The sequence below is a fragment of the Pantoea sp. PNT03 genome (assembly GCF_014852515.1).
GTDB classification, from domain to species: domain Bacteria; phylum Pseudomonadota; class Gammaproteobacteria; order Enterobacterales; family Enterobacteriaceae; genus Pantoea; species Pantoea leporis.
In genome coordinates this window covers 452,425-471,949 of record NZ_JACVBT010000001.1, presented here as the reverse complement: position 1 = coordinate 471,949, position 19,525 = coordinate 452,425, and the positions used below count along the sequence as shown (strand labels likewise).

Here is a 19,525-nt window from a genome sequence, read left to right as displayed (position 1 = left end):
TGATCTGGAATATATGTTTCGCTTTTGGCCCCGACAACGGCGAAATGAAATATCTGTGATCATGCATGCGAGGTATCTGACAAAATCGACAAATCAGAATGTAATTTTGCATAGAGATGGTGATCATCGTCACAAAAGAGGTTGTATCAGTTGTGATTTTGCCGCGCTGAGTCCGCTCATGGCGCGCAATTGACGCTTTATTCAGCAGTCAGAACGAATTGTGAAAAAGAGTTTTGACAAGGCGAGGGCCGCTCGATAATATGCGCCCCGTTCAAACGATTCCTCTGTAGTTCAGTCGGTAGAACGGCGGACTGTTAATCCGTATGTCACTGGTTCGAGTCCAGTCAGAGGAGCCAAATTTAAAAAACCCGCTCAGGGAAACCTGAGCGGGTTTTTGTCATTTCAGCATCGCCATTTAGGGTGGCCGTGATTCCCTGGTCGCCATGAATGGCGCCCCTACGTAACTGTTCCTCTGTGATTCTCTTCACAACTCTTTAACGCCGACTTGTATGGTAGTATTAGTGCGCGTATTTTTTCATCATTGCATTCCCGTTGGAGTAGATGATGAAAAGTGTAGTGATTGAGCAACCGGGTGAACTGGTATTGGCAGAACGTCCGCTGCCGCAACCCGCTGCAGGTGAAGTACGCGTGAAGGTGCAATTTGCCAGCATCTGCGGTTCCGACGTGCATATCTGGCACGGTCACAATCCTTTCGCTAAATATCCGCGCGTGATTGGTCACGAATTCTTCGGCCTGATTGATGCGGTCGGCGATGACGTTGCCGCCAGCCGCATTGGCGAACGTGTGGCGGTCGATCCGGTGGTCAGCTGCGGTCACTGCTATCCCTGCTCGATTGGTCGCCCGAACGTCTGCACAACGTTGCAGGTGATTGGCGTGCACCGCGACGGTGGCTTTAGCGAATATGCCGTGGCGCCAGCAAAAAACGCCTTCCGCCTGCCGGATAGCGTTCCCGACAAACTCGCCAGCATGGTCGAACCTTTCACCATCGCGGCCAATATCACCGCCTTCCTCAAACCACAACCAAACGATGTGGCACTGATTTACGGTGCGGGGCCAATGGGCCTTACCGCCATTCAGGTGCTGAAAGGCGTGTATGGCGTTGAACAGGTATTGGTGGTTGATCGTCTGCCAGAACGGCTGGCGCTGGCGCAGGAAAACGGTGCCGATCAGGTGTTCAACAACAGCGAAATTCCGCTCGCCGCGCAGCTGGAAGGATTGCAACCAACGCTGATTATCGACGCCGCCTGTCACCCTTCGATCCTGGCAGAAGCCGCCGCCCTCGCTTCACCAGCGGCGCGTATCGGCCTGCTGGGTTTTTCTGGCGAGCCGTGCAGCATCACGCAGCAAAGTCTCACCAGCAAAGAGCTGTCGCTGTTCACCTCGCGTCTCAACAGCAATCGCTTCCCGCAGGTGATTGAGTGGATTGAGCAAGGCCAGATCCAGCCGGAGAAACTGGTGACGCACTATTTCCCGCTGGCAGACGTTGAGCAAGCCATGACGCTGTTCGAAAAAGATCCCCGCACCTGCTGCAAAGTGATCCTACAAATGGGTTAAGTTAACCCGCACACCAGGTGTCCCCATGCCGGTCCCTTACCCGCCGGCATTATTACTATAAAAAATGACGATGACGGAGTTTCTATGTTTAAGAACCTGCGCTGGACCCTCGTACTGCTGTTATTCCTGGTGTTTATGATCAACTACCTTGATCGTATCGCCCTCTCTCTGACGGTACCGCTGGTGGAAAAAGACCTGATGATCAACGCCGAGCAGTTCGGCATGATTTTCGGCAGCTTCTTCTTCGGTTATGCCCTGTTTAACTTCATCGGCGGGCTGGCGACGGATAAATTTGGCCCGACCATCGTGCTCGGCACCGCCGTTGGCATGTGGTCGCTGTTCTGCGGCCTAACCGCGATGGCGACTGGCTTCTGGTCGATGATGATTCTGCGCGTGCTGTTTGGCATGGCGGAAGGCCCCATCTCTGCCTCAGCGAACAAAGCCATTAACGGCTGGTTCCCGAAAAAACAGGCCGCCACCGCAATGGGCTTACTCAGCTCGGGTTCACCGCTGGGTGGCGCGGTTGCCGGTCCGATTGTTGGCTATCTGGCGCTGTCATTCGGCTGGCGTCCGGCGTTTGTGGTGATCGCCGCGATTGGCTTCGTCTGGCTGGCGCTGTGGTTCTTCTTCGCGTCAGATAATCCGGCGAAAAGTAAGCGCGTCTCGGCAGAAGAGCGTGCCTTAGTAGAAAAACTGAAAGCCGAAGAACCGGCCGACGTGATCGACTCAAGCGGCGCCGCGCACGGTTTAGGCTTTTATCTGCGCCAGCCGATCATTCTGGTTACCGCCTTTGCCTTCTTCTGCTACAACTACATTCTGTTCTTCTTCCTGAGCTGGTTCCCGGCGTATCTGGTGCAGGCGCACGGCCTCGATATCAAAGCGATGAGCATCACCACCATGATCCCGTGGATTGTTGGCTTCGTGGGCCTGGCGCTGGGTGGCTGGATCTCCGATAAGATTTTCAACATCACCGGCAAGCTGCTGCTTTCACGAAAAATTGTGCTGGTGGTTTCACTTACCGCCGCGGCGATTTGCGTGGCGCTGGCAGGTACGATAAAAGAGGTCAACTCGGCGGTGATCATGATGTCGATCTCGATCTTCTTCCTCTACATCACCGGCGCAATTTACTGGGCGATTGTGCAGGACGTGGTGCACAAAAGCCGTGTCGGCAGCATCAGTGGCTTTATCCATCTGATTGGTAGCTTGTCCGGTGTGATCGGCCCGGTGGTGACTGGCTTCATCGTGCAGCACTCCGGTAAGTTTGACAGCGCCTTTATCCTCGCAGGTGCGGTGGCTGGCGTCGGCGCGCTGCTGGTACTGCTGGTGATTCGTGAACCTAAAGCCACCAATAAACCGGTTTCAGTGTAAATCTCATGGGGCGCTGAGCGCCCCATTTGCTAAAAGGAATGACTATGTTAGAGCTTGAACGCCTCCCCGCTGATGTCCAACGCCCCGCTTACGATCGTAGCCAACTCAAGACCCGCATGGTGCACATCGGCTTTGGCGCCTTCCACCGCGCGCATCAGGCGCTGGCGACCGATAAGCTGGCCGCTCAGGGCAGCGACTGGGGTTATTGCGAAGTGAATCTCAACAGCGGCACGCTGATTCAGGCGCTGCGTCAGCAGGATCTGCTCTACACGCTAACCGAAATGGCGGATGAGAGTTTATACACGCGGGTGATTGGCGTGGTGACGCAAGCGCTGCATGGCAAAGGCGACGGCATTGAGGCGGTGATTGAGGCGATGAGCCAGCCAGACGTGGCGATTGTCTCGATGACCGTAACCGAGAAAGGTTATTGCTACATGCCGTCGAGCGGCAAGCTCAATCCCGATCATCCCGATATTGTGCACGACCTCGCTCATCCTGGTGAGCCACGTTCGCTGCCCGGCTTGATTCTGGCGGCCATTATCCGCCGCCGCGAACGCAATTTGCCGCCGTTTAGCGTGATGTCCTGCGACAATATGCCGGAAAACGGCCATGTCACGCGCAACGTGATCACCCAGTTGGCCGAGCGCCACAACCCCGCTTTGGCGGAGTATATCCAGGCGCACATCACCTTCCCTTCGACCATGGTTGATCGCATCGTCCCGGCCATGACCGATGCGGCGTTCGACACGCTGGCGGAACGTTTGGGCAGCCGCGATCCGGTGGCGGTTGAAGCCGAACCGTTTTTCCAGTGGGTCATCGAAGACAACTTCGTTAACGGACGTCCGGCGTGGGAAAACGCGGGCGCTGAGCTGGTCAGCGATGTGCTGCCGTTCGAAGAGATGAAGCTGCGGATGCTCAACGGCAGCCACTCGTTCCTCGCGTATCTCGGTTTTCTCGCCGGTTATGAACACATCAGCGATTGCATGGCCGATGCCAGCTATCGTGCGGCGGCGCGCGCGTTGATGTTGCAGGATCAGGCGCCGACGCTGCGCACGCAAGGCGTCGATCTCGAAGCCTACGCTGATTCCCTGATTGCGCGTTACGAGAATCGCGCCATCAAACATCGTACCTATCAAATCGCCACCGATGGCACGCAAAAACTGCCGCAGCGCCTGCTGGATAGCGCGCGCTGGCATCTGCGCAATGGCACCTCGTGCGATTTCGTGTTGCTGGGTGTGGCGGGCTGGATGCGCTATGTCAGCGGTGTGGATGAGCAAGGTCAGGCCATTGAGATTCGCGATCCGCTGAAAGATCAGCTGGCGGACATTGTGGCCAACAGTGAGGACGGTGCGCCACGTGTTAAGGCGTTGCTCAGCCTCAACGCCGTGTTCGGTGACGATCTGCAGCAGCAGCCCGCCTTTGTCTCACGCGTGACTGAACTCTATCAGCAACTGGTTAAACAGGGCGCGCGCGCCACCGTTCAAAGCCTCGTCACACAAGGCTAAGCGCCTGCACAAATGTGTAGCGCAGACGCAGCGTGCTGATTAGACTGAACCTTTCTTAACGGGCTGGCAGATGCCAGCCGTAATACGGATATTGCTGTATGTCGACTGCCCATACCATAACCACCAGCGAACCGGTAAATCAGCAGATCTATCGTTATCTGCGCAAAGATATTGTGACCTGCGTTATTCATCCGGGCTCGCTGCTGTCGGAGAAGGAAGTGTCGGCGCGTTTCAACGTGTCACGTCAGCCGGTACGTGAAGCCTTTATCAAGCTGGCGGAAGCCGGACTGGTGCAGGTGCTACCGCAGCGCGGCACCTTCGTGCGCAAAATCTCCGCTCAGCGCGTGGCCGACGGTCGCTTTATCCGTGAAGCGGTAGAGATCGCCGTGGTTCGCCGCGCCGCGCAGGAGATGGGTGCGACCGGATTGATGGCGCTGGAGCATAACCTGCAGCTGCAGCGTCTCGCCGCTGAACGTCATGACAGCCAGGCTTTCCTGGGGCTGGACGATGAGTTTCACCGCTTGATTGCTGAAGGGATTAATTGCCTGCTGGCGTGGGAAACGGTGGAGAACATCAAAGCTACCATGGACCGCGTGCGCTTTCTGACCTTGAGCGAAGTGTCACCGCCGGAGCGTTTGATTCAGCAGCATGAAGATATCTATAACGCCTTGAAAACGCATGATGTTGAGGCAGCTGAAAGCGCGATGCGCCGTCATCTGCAGGAGATGATTTTGACCATTACGCCGATTGCCGAGCGTAATAGTGAGTGGTTTGAGGCGCCTTGATTTAGTGCTCGCTGTCCCCCTCCTCGGTCCTCCCCCATTAATGGGGGAGGAAGATGCTGCAAAATGTAAATGTTGAAGCAGCATGTGGCAGCATCTCCTTCCCCCGCTTGCGGGGGAAGGCCGGGATGGGGGACAGCGAGCACAGCCCCCACTCAATCAAGCAATCGTCACATCCTTCGACAAATACACATCCTGCACCGCATTAATCAGCTGCACGCCCTCTTTCAACGTCTTCTTAAACGCCTTGCGCCCCAGAATCAGCCCCATGCCGCCGGCACGCTTATTGATCACCGCCGTACGCACCGACTCCGCGATATCCGTTTCGCCCGCAGAAGCGCCGCCGGAATTGATCAAACCTGCGCGTCCCATATAGCAGTTCGCCAGCTGGTAACGCACCAAATCTATCGGGTTTTCCGTAGTCAGCTTGCTGTAAACGCGCTCATCGGTGTGACCAAACTTCACCGCGTTATAGCCGCCGTTATTCTCCGCCATCTTCTGCTTGACGATATCCGCACCGATGGTCGCCGCCAGATGGTTGGCCTGGCCAGTTAAATCGGCGCTGGCGTGATAATCGACGCCCTCTTTCTTGAACGCATCATTACGCAGATAGGCCCACAGCACCGTCACCATGCCCAGCTCGTGCGCACGTTCAAAGGCCGCCGAGATCTCTTCAATCTGGCGACGTGATTGTTCAGAACCGAAGTAGATGGTGGCGCCAACCGCCACCGCGCCCAGATTAAAGGCCTGTTCCACGCTGGCGTACAACGTCTGATCGTATTGCGTCGGATAGCTCAGCGTTTCGTTGTGGTTCAGCTTCACCATAAACGGAATGCGGTGCGCGTAGCGACGAGAAACCGAAGCCAGCACGCCGTAGGTAGAGGCGACGCAGTTACAGCCGGCTTCAATCGCCAGCTCAACAATGTTTTTTGGATCAAAATAAGCTGGATTGGCCGCAAAGGATGCGCCCGCCGAGTGCTCAACGCCCTGATCGACCGGCAAAATCGACAAATAGCCGGTGCCGGCTAAACGTCCGGTGTTGTACAGCGTTTGCATGTTGCGCAGTACGGCAGGAGAACGATTGTTGTCGATCATTACGCGATCAACATAATCCGCGCCGGGTAAATAGAGGCTATCCGCTGGAATGGTCATGCAGCGATGTTGAAGAAGGCTATCCGCCTCTTTGCCCAATAACTGTACGATGTCCGTCATGTTCGCTCCTGATAAATGGCTGGATTGGAACCGGCCGTTGCCGATTCGCCCCCAACAGCCTGGACCGGAAAGCGCCAGGCTGGCAAATTGCTGACTCCATTTTTCAGACGGATGCGCAGTGAAAAAGCGGCAATCTGGCGTTACGCCCTACCACCATTGATGGAAATGGTGCACCGGCCCAATGCCTTTACCGACCTCCAGCGAATCGGCGTGCAGCAGCGCCTGTTGCAGCCACGCCTTGGCTTCAGCGACCGTCGCTGCCCAGCTATCATGGCGCGGACGCAACGCCGCCAGCGCGGCTGAAAGCGAGCATCCGGTGCCGTGCGTGTGGCGCGTATTGACGCGCGGCGCGGTAAAGCGCTGACGTCCGTCGCGGGTAATCAGCCAGTCCGGGCTTTCGGCATCGCTAAGATGTCCGCCCTTCATCAGCACCGCTTCGCAGCCAAGATCGAGCAGCGCATCGCCCTGCTGCAACATGGTTTTCTCATCCTGCGCCATCGCGCGCCCCAGCAGCGCGGCGGCTTCCGGCAGGTTTGGTGTGATCAGCGATACCTGCGGCAGCAGCAATTCGCGCACGCTCGCCACCGCATCCGGCGACAGCAGCGCATCGCCGCTTTTGGCAATCATCACCGTATCCAGCACCACAAACGGCAGGCTGGCCCGTTTCAGCCGCTCGGCGACCACCTCGACAATAGCGGTTTCGGACAGCATGCCTATCTTCGCAGCATCAATGCGCACATCATTCAGCACCGAATCGAGCTGTGCGCCAACAAAATCAGGTTCGATGCGATACACCGACTGCACGCCGCAGGTGTTCTGCGCCACCAGCGCGGTGATGACGCTGGTGCCATACGCGCCCAGCGCGGAGAAAGCTTTGAGGTCGGCCTGAATACCTGCGCCGCCGCTCGGATCGGTGCCAGCAATGGTCAATGCATTGATGCGTTTCATGCCTCGACCTCCAGCGTCCACAGCGTATCGAGGAAAGCAGCGGCAAAGCTGCCTGGCCCGGCGACCTGGCGCGCTGTCTGCTCACCCGCCAGCGACATCACGCGGCAGGCCGCAGCGACATGCTGCAGGCGATCGCCCGGCAAGCTGGTGCAGGCGGCAACCACCGCCGTCAACGCGCAGCCGGTGCCAACCACGCGCGTCATCAGCGGGCTGCCGCCGGGGATGGCGAATGTCTGCACGCCGTCAGTGACATAATCCACTTCACCGGTCACCGCCACAACGGTGTGGTAATCACGCGCCAGCTGCTGGGCAGCGCTTAACGCGATATCGGCCTGATGCAGACTGTCGACACCGCGTCCGCCGCTAGCCTGTTGCGCCAGTGCGAGAATTTCTGAAGCGTTACCGCGAATCGCCGCCGGTTGCAGGCTCAGCAACTGTTGGCAGAATGCGGTGCGCAGCGTTAGTGCGCCAACCGCCACCGGATCCAAGGTCCACGGCGTGCCTGCGGTTTGCGCCGCTTGCACCGCCGCCCACATCGCATCACGACGGTCGCGCGTCAGCGTACCTACGTTTATCAACAACGCATCGGCAAAACCGGCAAACTGCGCCGCTTCTTCAGGATCGATCACCATCGCGGGCGAAGCTTGCAGTGCCAGCAGCACGTTGGCAGTAAAGGTTTGCACCACGTCATTGGTCATGCAGTGCACCAGCGGCGCTTGCTGACGCAGCAGTTGCAGAGAGTGCGCGAGTTGCGCGGGGGAAAGAAGGTCAGGCTGTTTCATAAGGCTCCCAACCGGCGATCAAGAAGGCGAATGCGGTCAGGCATCTGACTTCCCTACGCTGGCATTATCCAGATCAGGTCGGCGGGTGTATCTCAGCCCTGTATTAAAGGGGCACCCCGAGTCAAAACTACGTTGGCGAGCATAGGGAACAAGTTGGGGTAAAGCAAGTAAACGCCGCTTTCCTGGAATCTGGCTCACAAAGCAACAAATTACACATTCATGTAACTTATTGATAAAACGCCTTAAAACGACGCTTTTTTGCGTGCTGCGTCATACTTTGTAATAAATCCCATTGATAATTCGCGTCGCGAAAAATAGCATCCCCGGCAACTTGTTTCATGACGAAACAATACGGATTTGTTAATTGTTTATGGAAGCATCACGGAGGATTTGCTATGCGTCGGATTCCACGCGCGCCGCTCTCTGCGGCCATTGTCTCTGCCCTGTTTGCCGGCACTTTTGTGCCGGTTCCCTCCGCCCACGCCGTGGGTTTTGTCGAAGACGCCACTCTCTCTGGCAATCTGTTTTACTGGCAACGCCAGCGCGATCGCAAAGAGATGGATCCGCAAAAAGGCTCGTACGGTCAGTATGATGCCAATCTGCATCACGCCTCTGCGAATGCCAATCTCGACTTCTCATCCGGTTACGCCGGTGAGGTGATCGGCCTCGATCTGGCAGCGTTTGGCGCGCTGGAGTTAAGCAACGGCGGCCCGGCGGCACCGAATGAAATTGGTTTCAGCAATGCCCGTACGCGCTGGGATGAGGACTGGAGCGGAGATAAGAGCGGCTTAAGTCTCTATAAAGCCGCCATCAAGGCAAAATGGCAGGATAACTGGCTGCGCGCAGGCTATCTGCAGCCCACCGGGCAGACGCTGCTGGCACCGCACTGGAGCTTCCTGCCCGGCACCTATCGCGGTGTTGAGGCCGGCACCACCTTTGATTTTAGCGACGCCGGCGCCCTTTCCGTCTCCTGGATGTGGACTGACGAATACAAAGCGCCGTGGTATCGCGACATGTACAACTTCCGTAAAGCCGATGGCGTGACGGAGATTCCGTGGCTGCAATCCTTTGGTGCCAAATACGATTTTAAAAACGCGCTGGTGCTGGAAGGCGCCTACGGCCAGGCGGCAAATTACATGGATCAGTATTTTGCCAAAGCCTCTTATCAGCTGCCGCTGGCCGATGCACCGCTGCGCACCAGTTATCAATTTTATGGCGCGAAGGATCGTGACAACAGCGGCGTTGGCCAGGTGAACGATGTTTACGATGGCCTCGCGTGGCTGCAGGCGCTGACGTTCGGCTACACGCTCGGCGCGTTCGATTTCCGCCTCGAAGGCACATGGGTAAAAGCCGAGGGTAATCAGGGCTTCTTCCTGCAACGTATGACGCCGTCTTACGCCAGCTCGAATGGCCGCATGGACGTGTGGTGGGATTCTCGCTCAGACTGGAACGCCAACGGTGAGAAAGCGCTCTTCGCCGGTGTGATGGTGGATCTGGGACACTGGCAATTACCTGGCTGGCAAGTCGGTACATCGTACGCCTACGGTTGGGACGCGAAGCCTTCCACCAATCCCCTCTACGACCAAAATCAGCGCCTGAAAGAGTCCGCGTGGAGCCTCGACCTGGTTTACACCATCCAGCAAGGCCGCGCCAAAGACACCCAATTCAAACTGCACTACACCCGCTACGACAATCACAGCGATCTTCCCAGCTATAGCGGCGGCTACGGCAACATCTTCCAGGACGAGAAAGACATCAAATTTATGGTCGTCGCGCCATTCACCCTGTTTTGACCCCGATCTGGCAGGAGCCAGAGACTTACCTCCGTGGAGAAGGATAACAACATGAAAAAGTTAAAAATCAGTTTACTGGCGCTGAGCGTGATGAGCCTTGCCGCCTGCAGTTCATCCCCGCGCAGTAATCAGCAGGTCGTCGATCAAATCAGTCAGTTCGGCGTGCAGTATCAGGTCACTGACAACCAGGCGGCCGATCACGGCGTGAACTGCGCGAAACTCGGTGCCGATTGGGCATCCTGCAACACCGCCACCATCACGCTGACCAACAACGGTCCGGCGCTCACCAGTAAAAACTGGGCAATCTACATGAGCAACGTGCACGAAACGCTGCGGGTGGATAACGATCAGTTCAAAATGACCCATATCGTCGGCGATTTAACCCGTCTGGAACCGACGGAGAAATTCAAAGGTATCGCGGCGGGTGAGTCGATTGAGATCCCTATCGTCAATGAATACTGGCAGCTGTTTATCACCGACGTGATGCCGCGCTGGTATGTCACCGCCGCCAATGCCACGCCAAAAATTATCACCAGCACCGATACCGAAAACCTCAGCGACTTTGTTAAGCCGTTTGGCGGCCAATGGAAGCGCATTGCCGACGATAAAAACGTGCTAATGCTGCCGCAAAGTCGCTTCTCAAAGAATGCCGATGTGGCGCAACTGCCTGCCAGCGCGCTGCGCGGACAAATCACCCCAACGCCGCGTTCGGTGAAAGTTCATGCGGCGGATGTCGATCTGAGCCGTGGCGTTGCCTTGCATCTTGAGGTATTGGCGGACAACCAGGCCGATGCAGTTAAACAGCGTTTCGATTTGATGGGGCTCAAACCGCAGTCAGCGGGTTATGACATTCATACCCGTATCGCCGTCAATCATTTCCACGGCGCAGAGGCGGTTTCCGGTGCTTATGAACTGCGCATCACACCGCGCGGCACCGATATCATTGGTTACGATCAAGCTGGCGTTTACTACGGCTTAATGTCGTTACTGTCGCTGGTGCCGGCTGAAGGTAAACCGATTATCGCCACGCTTGAAGCGAAAGATGCACCGCGCTTTGCCTATCGCGGTGCCTTCCTCGATGTGGCGCGTAATTTCCACAGCAAGCAAGCGGTGCTGCGCATGCTCGATCAAATGGCGGCGTGGAAGATGAATAAATTCCACTTCCACCTGACCGATGACGAAGCCTGGCGTATCGAAATCCCCGGTCTGCCAGAGTTGACCGACGTCGGCAGTAAGCGTTGTCACGATCTGACTGAGCAGCAATGTCTTCTGCCGCAATTGGGCTCCGGCCCGCTCACGAATAACAACGGAACCGGACATTTCAGCCGCGCCGATTATATCGAGATCGTCAAATATGCGCAGGCGCGCAACATCGAAGTGATCCCGGAAATCGATATGCCCGCGCATGCACGCGCGGCGGTGATCTCTATGGAGGCGCGATATCAGCAACTGATGAAAGCGGGTAAACCGCAGCAGGCCAGTGAATATCGATTGGTGGATCCTACGGATACCTCGAATACCCGTTCCGTGCAGCTGTACGACCGCACCAGCTATCTCAATCCTTGCCTCGACTCCTCGAAGCGATTTGTCGATAAAGTGATGGGTGAAGTGCAGGCGATGCACCGCGAAGCCGGCCAACCGTTGACCACCTGGCACTTTGGCGGTGATGAAGCGAAAAACATTCGCCTCGGTAGCGGCTACAGCGATGTTAAGAACCCGAAAGCGGGAACGGGCATTTTAGACCAAAGCAAAGAGGACAAACCCTGGGCAAAATCTCAGGTCTGCCAGGCGGTGGTGAAATCCGGCAAGGTGGAAGATCTGGAGCACTTGCCAAGTCACTTCGCGCTGGAAGTGAGCAAGATGGTGAAAGCGCACGGCATTCCGGTGATGCAGGCCTGGCAGGATGGATTGAAAGATGCCACTGACGCGCACGCCTTCGCCACTTCGCGCGTACGCGTTAACTTCTGGGACACGCTCTATTGGGGCGGCTTTGACACCGCCAACGACTGGACGCTGAAAGATTATGAAGTGGTGATCTCCAATCCGGATTACGTCTACATGGACTTCCCGTATGAGGTGAATCCTAACGAGCGCGGCTATTACTGGGGCACACGCTTCAGCGATGAGCGCAAGATGTTTGGCTTCGCGCCGGACAACCTGCCGCAGAACGCTGAAACCTCGGTGGATCGCGACGGGAAGACCTTTGATGCCACCTCGAATAAGCCGTGGTCAGGCGCATACGGCATTTCAGTACAGCTGTGGAGTGAAACCACGCGTACCGATCAGCAGATGGATTACATGGTATTCCCGCGCCTGCTGTCGGTGGCCGAACGCGGTTGGCATCGCGCGGAGTGGGAGCTGAATTATCAGCAAGGCCGCACCTTTAAAGGCGGTGAAACCCACTTCGTTAACCAGCAGCAGCGCAATCAGGACTGGCAGCGTTTCGCCAATCTGTTAGGCCAGCGTGAGTTGGGCAAGATGGATAAAGCCGGTATTCACTACCGTTTACCGGTGCCGGGGGCGCGCGTCGAGAATGGCATACTGACCATGAACATTGCGCTGCCGGGTCTGCCGCTGGAGTACAGCCTGGATAAGGGTAAGCGCTGGCAGCGTTATCAACCACATGCTAAACCGGCAATTACTGCTAGCGATAAAGTCTGGGTGCGTAGCGTGAGTCCGGATGGCAAACGCTTCAGCCGCGCTGAAGCACTTTAAAAACTTTCTGCCCCTCGCTGGAGTGCCTGGGGCGAACACTGACAAGGATGTCGATGAAACACTCAACCTTCTCTTTTTATGTTGTTGCGCTGGGTGCCGGTTTAAGCGGCGCCCTGTTCATTCCGACGCTCAGCTTATTTCTAGCCAGTGAACTTAACGTGGCAGCCTGGAAAATCGGCGCCTTCTTCAGCGTTAATGCGCTCAGCAGTATTGCGATGAGCTTACTGATTGCCCGTTATTCAGATCGTGTCACGCAGCGTCGCCCGCTACTGCTCTTGTGCTTATTCGCACAGGCGCTCAATGCGCTGCTGTTTATCTTCTGCCGCGATTATCTGCTGTTAATTTCGCTCGGTTCGCTGCTCAATGCTTGCGGCAGTGCGGCGATACCGCAACTGTTCGCGCTGGCACGGCAAACCCGCAGTGACAATGCTTTCAGCGCCATTTTACGCGCGCAATTTTCGCTGGCGTGGGTATTCGGCCCACCGCTGGCATTCTGGATTGTTCAGTTGGCCGGCTTCACCTGGCTGTATGCCGTCATGTTCGTGCTGTTACTGAGCGTGACGCTGCTGGCTGTCACCTTGCCGCCTGGCGAGCGGCTGGCAAGCGCTACTCCTGCAAAGCAACCGGACCGGCAGCCGCTGGGGCGAAACCTTTGCTTACTGATGTTTGCCACCTTGCTGGTATGGAGCTGCAGCGCACTCTATCTGATTGCGTTTCCTTTGCATCTGGCAGAGCAGCCAACCTTGTCTGCCGACTGGAGTGGCGTGCTTTTTGGCCTCGCCGCGGCGCTGGAAATACCGATCATGCTGCTCAGCGCCAGCATGCTCAAACGCTGGGGTAAGAAAACGCAAATGCAGGCAGCCATGCTGTGCGGCATGATGTTTTATGTGGGAATTTACTTCAGTCAAAGTTTTATCCCACTGATGTTACTGCAAATTTTCAATGCCATTTTCATCGCTATCATCGCTACCGTTGGCATGTTCTGGTTTCAGGATTTACTGCAACATCGTCAGGGAATGGCGGCCACGCTGTATACCAATTCGATGTCCATCGGCGTGCTGCTGGCTGGCGTTTTACAGGGAATTATCACCACCGTCTCACCGCTGGCCATCTGGCCGGCAGCCTGTGTGCTGTTGGTGATGTCATTACTACTGATAACAAAGGTCGACAATGTTTAAACACCCTCATTCGTCGCGCACCGCTGCGCGCAACAAAACACATGGAGTGTACGTAAATGAATGTCTTAATTACTGGCGGTGCGGGCTATATTGGCTCACACATTGCCCTTAGCCTGCTGCAGAAAAACCATCGTGTAATCGTGCTGGATAATTTGTGTAATAGCTCACCGCTGGCCTTAACGCGTGTCGAAGCGTTAAGCGGAAAGAAAATGACGTTTCATCAGGGCGATATTCGCCGCCGCGCCGATCTAAATCTGGTATTTAGCCATCAGCCGATTGATGCGGTTATTCATATGGCTGGGCTGAAATCGGTAAATGAATCGCTGCAGAAACCGGTGAAGTATTATCAAAACAATATTGCCGGAACGCTAATGCTGCTGGAAACCATGAAGCAGCATCAGGTGAAAAAACTTATTTTCAGCTCATCCGCCACGGTTTATGGCATTCCGGTAAAGATTCCGCTGTGTGAGAACTGTGATACCGGCAATACCACCAATCCTTATGGCGCCTCCAAATACATGGTGGAGAAGATCATGGGTGAAGTGGTTGATGCACAACCTGAGTTAGCCATTACCGCACTGCGCTATTTCAATCCCGCCGGCGCGCATCCCTCCGGCCAGATTGGTGAACATCCTGCAGGGATTCCCAACAATTTACTGCCCTATCTGTTTCAGGTTGCCAATGGACTAAGAAGCCATCTGCCGGTATTTGGTGATGACTATGCAACGCCCGACGGCACCGGCGTGCGCGACTACATCCACGTGATGGATTTAGCCGAAGGTCATATTCAGGCGCTAAATCATCTCAAACCGGGCTATCGCCATTACAACCTGGGTACCGGACAAGGCTACTCGGTGCTGGAAATCGTGCAGATGTTTGAACAGGTGAGCGGCCGACGCGTGCCGCTCGATATGCGCCCGCGTCGTCCCGGCGATGTCGCCATCTGCTTATCCGATCCCGGTCAGGCGAAAAAAGAACTGGGCTGGCAAGCAACTCGCGGCCTCGAAGACATGCTGCGCGACGCATGGCGCTGGCATACGCAGAATCCGCAAGGCTATGTTGCTCAACCAGCCGGGAGCGAAATCTGATGATGACGCGCGAAACGTTTTTACCTCACTACGAACGCCAACTCGCCGCGCTTAAAAAGCGCTTTACCTATCCCGCGACAGCAGACTGGCAACAAGCATTACGGCAGTTTAAACAGTGGCAAGTGGAACATCAGCCGCACGAGGTGTGCGTTGCGGAACTCTCTTCGATGTTCGCGGTGCCCACCAGCCGACTGACAGGTAATGAATGCACGCTCCATCGCGTCTGGCTCGGCGGAGCATCACCACTCAACGTCAACCGCACCATTGCCCAATGGCAACGCGCGATAGAAGCCAGTCGCAGTGATTTCCGGCAAACGCTATGGGTGTGGAATGCACAGCAGCTGGCGGCAGAGGATCGCTTCGTCGCTCAGCAGGGAAACAGCCCCTTTCATGCTGGCACGCTGTTTCTGCCTGATGCGCTGGTGCAGGTCAACAGCCTGAGCGCACTGATGCAGTCATTTGATGGCGCCCTGATCGATGTGCTGCAGCAACTGCATGATAAGCGCTATTACGCTACGCTCTCTGACTTCTTCCGCCTGGCGATTCTCAATCGGTGCGGCGGCGTTTATATGGATGCCGATACACTTCCCGCTCAGCCTGCGACGCTGTTTCTCTGTCATCCTGAACTGCCTGATTTTACGGCAGAACAGCAGCAAATAAATTGGCTGAATCTCTTCACCGATGAAACCGGCATGATCATCAGTCATCAAAACAATCCGGTGTTGCAGAACTTACAACGGCGGCTCTGTGCGGTGTATCGCGGCTGGCCTCAGCCAATTCCAGCAAAAACGCCGGAAAGCGAACGCGCCATCTTCGAACCTTTTTACCAGTTATGGTGCGAGCAATTGCAGGTCACGCAGCTCAGCCATCAGGATTTCAGCCGGTTTGCCGTATGGGGTTTTGATGTTCAGCAGCATCGCGTGAGCGGGATTAAAGGCATGCGCCTGACGGAGGATATTCTCAGCGGTGAACGTCGCCCGCTGAGTGGTGAAGAGCAGCAGCATTATCAGCATACGATTACTCAGCTAGCACAACGCGACTGGCAATTAAGCGATCCTCTGCAGTTGGGTGAACTGGTACCTTTGCTTTCTGAATGCGATATCCTGCAAATTGCTTATGCGCCGCAGCTGCGCGCTGAAATTCCCTATTATCACTATTACGGCGTGCTCTCTCAGGATCCGCAACTGGATAAAGTGAATGCGTTATTCAGCAATTTTTTAATTGCGCTTAACGCCAGGAACATAAAAGCAGGTGATTTCTGGCAGCCGATTCATGGTCAGAAAGCGTCGCCGCTGAGCTTCAAACCGGGAAGTATTACAGACAAGCATGAACAGCTCGCGATGGCGAAATTAATTTTCACCACCAGCTATCTGGAATACTGCTCGGTCGATAATATTTATGCCACTGATATAACCACCCTACAGCAGCGGCAAAATATCCAGCCTTTCCTGCAACAGATTGCCGTGATTTATAATCCGCAGGGAAAAATGGTGGGTTTCGTTAACGCTGCGCCGATTCAGGATTACGATCACATCAAGGTGCAATATGGCTATCGTCAGGAGGTTTTTCCACTGGATGTGGCTTACGACAGTTTCGTGAATCAGCATCGCCAGCCGGACGATTTCTTCATTTGCAGCGTGGCGCTGCAGCCAGAGGAACAGGGAAAAGGCTATTTCAATCAAATTTTGTCAAAGCTTAAGGATCAAGCCAAACAGCAAAAAATGCGCCGCATCACCTTATGCGTCTGGCAATCGAACCCGGCAGCTATGATCTATCGCAAGAAAGGTTTTAAGGTGGTGAGCAGTATGAAACAGGAGGTTGCACGGTTTAGTGATGAAATCTTGTTTATGGCGCTAATGCTGTAATCCTTCCGCGATCAAATAATCCGGTGCGAATCTATTTATATTCGCACCGGAAGCAACAGAAGCGCGGTGAAATAAGCAAAGTTTTAATCACCTTGATACTTATCAAATTTATTACGCCAGAAAACGGGCCTAATTGCGCTCCGGATTTGAAGATAAACACCGCCCACTCCATTCCGGTAGCGATAATGAAATTAAAATTCTTCAGCTTTATTCCGCATGCACACAAATGGCACAACATCCGTATTTCCCGCAAAGGCGCTATTTCTCCCACCGGGCGAGCCTACTTCTCAACTCATGTTGAAGCACAATGTAAAGGCTGTGGCGAACGGCTGCATAAAATCTATTACCGCGATATTAGCGATGCGCAAGCCATACGCTGGTTAGGCTAATCATTGTTTTTTCAAATAAAAAAAAGCCCCGCAACATGCGTTGCAGGGCTATTGCGTGGCTATCGCAAAACTTATTCAGCCGGTTTGGTGCGAATCAGATAATCAAAGGCGCTGAGTGAGGCTTTCGCGCCTTCACCGCTGGCGATGATGATCTGCTTGTACGGCACCGTGGTGCAGTCGCCTGCGGCAAACACGCCTTTCAGGCTGGTTTCGCACTTGGCATCGATGATGATTTCGCCCATCTTGTTGCGCTCAACCGCACCTTCCAGGAAGGTGGTGTTCGGCAGCAAACCAATCTGCACGAAGATGCCGCTCAGCGCGATTTCGTGGCTGCTCTGGTTGTTACGGTCAATGTAGGTCAGGCTGGTGACTTTGCTGCCGTCGCCTTTCACTTCGGTGGTCTGTGCGTTCAGAATCACATCGACGTTTTTCAGGCTGCGCAGTTTGTCCTGCAGCACTTTGTCGGCGCGCATTTCGCTGGCAAATTCCAGCAGCGTCACGTGCTCAACAATACCGGCCAAATCGATTGCCGCTTCAACGCCTGAGTTACCGCCGCCGATCACCGCGGTGCGTTTGCCTTTAAACAGCGGGCCGTCGCAGTGCGGGCAATAGGTTACGCCCTTGGTGCGATACTGCTCTTCGCCAGGTACGCCCATGTTGCGCCAGCGTGCGCCGGTAGCAATGATGATGCTGCGGGATTTCAGTACTGCGCCAGATGCGGTTTCAATTGCGTGCAGACCGCCCTCTTTCGCCGCCGGAATCAGCTTGATGGCGCTCTGGGTGTCAATCACATCAACATCGTAATCATCAACGTGGGCACGCAGAGAACCGGCCAGCTTCGCGCCTTCGGTTTTCGGTACGGAGATGTAGTTTTCAATGTCTACGGTGTCCAGCACCTGACCACCGAAACGCTCGCCCATCAGGCCAGTACGGATGCCTTTACGTGCAGAGTAGATGGCCGCTGCTGCGCCCGCCGGGCCGCTGCCGACGATCAGTACTTCGTAGGCTTCACGTTTGTTCAGCTCTTCAGCCGCACGCTTGTCGGCGTTGGTGTCCACTTTACCGACGATTTCCGCCAGGCTCAGACGGCCCTGACCGAACTCTTTACCGTTGAGGAATACCGCCGGCACGCCCATCACGTTGCGCTCGGTGATTTCGTTCTGGAACATACCGCCGTCAATCGCGGTATGGCTGATACGCGGGTTCAGCACCGCCATCAGGTTCAGCGCCTGTACCACGTCAGGACAGTTGTGGCACGACAGTGAGTAATAGGTTTCGAAGTGGAAGTCGCCTTCCAAAGCCACAACCTGATCCAGCAGGCTCTGCGCTTCTTTCGAAGGGTGTCCACCGGTTTGCAGCAAGGCTAAAACCAGTGAAGTAAATTCGTGGCCCATTGGCGAACCGGCAAAACGCGGACCGCTCTGGCTGCCTGGGTTAGTGATCAGGAAAGAGGGTTTACGCACCGGACGATCGTTCTCTTCGCGGAAGCTGACTTTATCTGACAAGCCCGCGATATCGGCCAACAGAGAGCGAATCTCTGCCGATTTGGCGCCATCATCCAATGTGGCAATCAACTCAACCGGTTTCGTTAGTTTCTCAAGGTAAGCCTTGAGTTGGGATTTTAAATTGGTGTCGAGCATAGTGAGTTCCTGTCATGAAAATCGGGTGCCGTAGCACCCGATAGAGAAAGATCGAATGGCAGCTAACTTAGATTTTGCCAACCAGGTCCAGTGATGGAGCCAGAGTTGCTTCGCCTTCTTTCCATTTTGCCGGGCAAACTTCACCTGGGTGAGAAGCAACGTACTGAGCGGCTTTCACTTTACGAATCAGGTCAGATGCGTCACGGCCAATGCCTTCTGCAGTGATTTCGATCGCCTGGATGATGCCTTGCGGGTCAACGATGAAGGTACCGCGGTCTGCCAGACCTTCGTCTTCGCGCATGATTTCGAAGTTACGGGTCAGCGCGCCAGTTGGGTCACCGATCATTGCGTATTTGATTTTCGCGATGGTGTCAGAAGAACCGTGCCAGGCTTTGTGGGTAAAGTGCGTGTCAGTAGAAACAGAGTAGATATCTACACCCAGTTTCTGGAACTCTTCGTGATGGTCTGCAACGTCACCCAGTTCGGTTGGGCATACGAAGGTGAAGTCAGCCGGGTAGAAGAAGAAAACACTCCATTTACCTTCAACGTCTTTCTCGGTGACTTCGATGAATTCGCCGTTTTTGAACGCTGCGTTTTTAAATGGTTTGATCTTGGTATTAATGATGGACATGGTGACCTCCGTTAAAAGATGTGATGCAGGCTACAGAATTTTCGGGCCAACTTC

15 protein-coding genes, 1 tRNA gene and 1 riboswitch are annotated in these 19,525 nt (G+C 55.2%); of the genes, 11 read left to right on the top strand and 5 right to left on the bottom strand.

Annotated elements, in window-relative coordinates:
• Positions 1–280 precede the first annotated feature (280 nt).
• From IB226_RS02305 to IB226_RS02285, 5 genes are all read left to right on the top strand, one after another.
• Positions 281–356, top strand: a tRNA-Asn gene (locus tag IB226_RS02305).
• 208 nt (positions 357–564) lie between these two features.
• Entirely contained in the window at positions 565–1,575 is a 1,011-nt protein-coding gene (locus IB226_RS02300; RefSeq protein WP_101763342.1) for a Zn-dependent oxidoreductase, read from the top strand.
• Between the two features lie 84 nt (positions 1,576–1,659).
• A complete protein-coding gene (locus IB226_RS02295; RefSeq protein ID WP_101763341.1) occupies positions 1,660–2,943 on the top strand; it encodes an MFS transporter in 1,284 nt (427 codons plus the stop codon).
• A 44-nt stretch (positions 2,944–2,987) separates the two neighbouring features.
• Positions 2,988–4,448, top strand: a complete 1,461-nt coding sequence (locus tag IB226_RS02290; protein ID WP_192233363.1) for a mannitol dehydrogenase family protein — start codon at positions 2,988–2,990, stop codon at positions 4,446–4,448.
• 98 nt (positions 4,449–4,546) lie between these two features.
• Positions 4,547–5,233 carry a GntR family transcriptional regulator gene (locus IB226_RS02285; RefSeq protein ID WP_192233360.1) on the top strand — a complete coding sequence of 229 codons (687 nt, stop codon included), beginning with the start codon at positions 4,547–4,549 and terminating at the stop codon, positions 5,231–5,233.
• Between the two features lie 156 nt (positions 5,234–5,389).
• On the opposite strand, the gene fbaB is transcribed toward IB226_RS02285, so the two are convergent.
• The 3 genes from fbaB to thiM all read right to left on the bottom strand — a co-directional run bounded on the left by fbaB (position 5,390) and on the right by thiM (position 8,172).
• Positions 5,390–6,442, bottom strand: a complete 1,053-nt coding sequence (fbaB, locus tag IB226_RS02280) for a class I fructose-bisphosphate aldolase (protein ID WP_192233358.1) — start codon at positions 6,440–6,442, stop codon at positions 5,390–5,392.
• Positions 6,443–6,589: 147 nt separating this feature from the next.
• Positions 6,590–7,390: a bifunctional hydroxymethylpyrimidine kinase/phosphomethylpyrimidine kinase gene (thiD, locus tag IB226_RS02275; protein ID WP_137386135.1), complete on the bottom strand. Its 801-nt coding sequence runs from the start codon at positions 7,388–7,390 to the stop codon at positions 6,590–6,592.
• Complete coding sequence (thiM, locus tag IB226_RS02270) at positions 7,387–8,172, bottom strand: hydroxyethylthiazole kinase (protein ID WP_192233356.1); 786 nt, start codon at positions 8,170–8,172, stop codon at positions 7,387–7,389. Before thiM ends, thiD begins: the two co-directional genes overlap by 4 nt.
• Before the next feature lie 33 nt (positions 8,173–8,205).
• A riboswitch (TPP riboswitch) is annotated at positions 8,206–8,301 on the bottom strand.
• 266 nt (positions 8,302–8,567) lie between these two features.
• Between thiM and IB226_RS02265 the strand changes: the two genes are divergently transcribed.
• From IB226_RS02265 to IB226_RS02240, 6 genes are all read left to right on the top strand, one after another.
• Entirely contained in the window at positions 8,568–9,965 is a 1,398-nt protein-coding gene (locus IB226_RS02265) for an OprD family outer membrane porin (protein WP_192233354.1), read from the top strand.
• A 51-nt stretch (positions 9,966–10,016) separates the two neighbouring features.
• Positions 10,017–12,680 (top strand): beta-N-acetylhexosaminidase, encoded by a 2,664-nt coding sequence (locus IB226_RS02260; RefSeq protein WP_192233352.1) that lies wholly within the window; start codon positions 10,017–10,019, stop codon positions 12,678–12,680.
• A 53-nt stretch (positions 12,681–12,733) separates the two neighbouring features.
• Entirely contained in the window at positions 12,734–13,858 is a 1,125-nt protein-coding gene (locus IB226_RS02255; RefSeq protein ID WP_192233350.1) for a sugar efflux transporter, read from the top strand.
• 56 nt (positions 13,859–13,914) lie between these two features.
• The gene (gene galE, locus IB226_RS02250) at positions 13,915–14,946 is read left to right on the top strand and encodes a UDP-glucose 4-epimerase GalE (RefSeq protein ID WP_192233348.1); all 1,032 of its coding nucleotides are present in this window, start codon (positions 13,915–13,917) and stop codon (positions 14,944–14,946) included.
• Positions 14,946–16,811: a GNAT family N-acetyltransferase gene (locus IB226_RS02245; RefSeq protein WP_192233346.1), complete on the top strand. Its 1,866-nt coding sequence runs from the start codon at positions 14,946–14,948 to the stop codon at positions 16,809–16,811. The genes galE and IB226_RS02245 overlap by 1 nt, the downstream gene beginning before the upstream one ends.
• Before the next feature lie 185 nt (positions 16,812–16,996).
• Positions 16,997–17,200: a hypothetical protein gene (locus IB226_RS02240; protein ID WP_101763330.1), complete on the top strand. Its 204-nt coding sequence runs from the start codon at positions 16,997–16,999 to the stop codon at positions 17,198–17,200.
• A gap of 71 nt (positions 17,201–17,271) precedes the next feature.
• Here the strand turns inward: IB226_RS02240 and ahpF are convergent, their stop codons facing one another.
• The gene (ahpF, locus tag IB226_RS02235) at positions 17,272–18,840 is read right to left on the bottom strand and encodes an alkyl hydroperoxide reductase subunit F (protein ID WP_192233344.1); all 1,569 of its coding nucleotides are present in this window, start codon (positions 18,838–18,840) and stop codon (positions 17,272–17,274) included.
• 67 nt (positions 18,841–18,907) lie between these two features.
• The gene (gene ahpC, locus IB226_RS02230) at positions 18,908–19,471 is read right to left on the bottom strand and encodes an alkyl hydroperoxide reductase subunit C (protein ID WP_101763328.1); all 564 of its coding nucleotides are present in this window, start codon (positions 19,469–19,471) and stop codon (positions 18,908–18,910) included.
• Between the last annotated feature and the right edge of the window lie 54 nt (positions 19,472–19,525).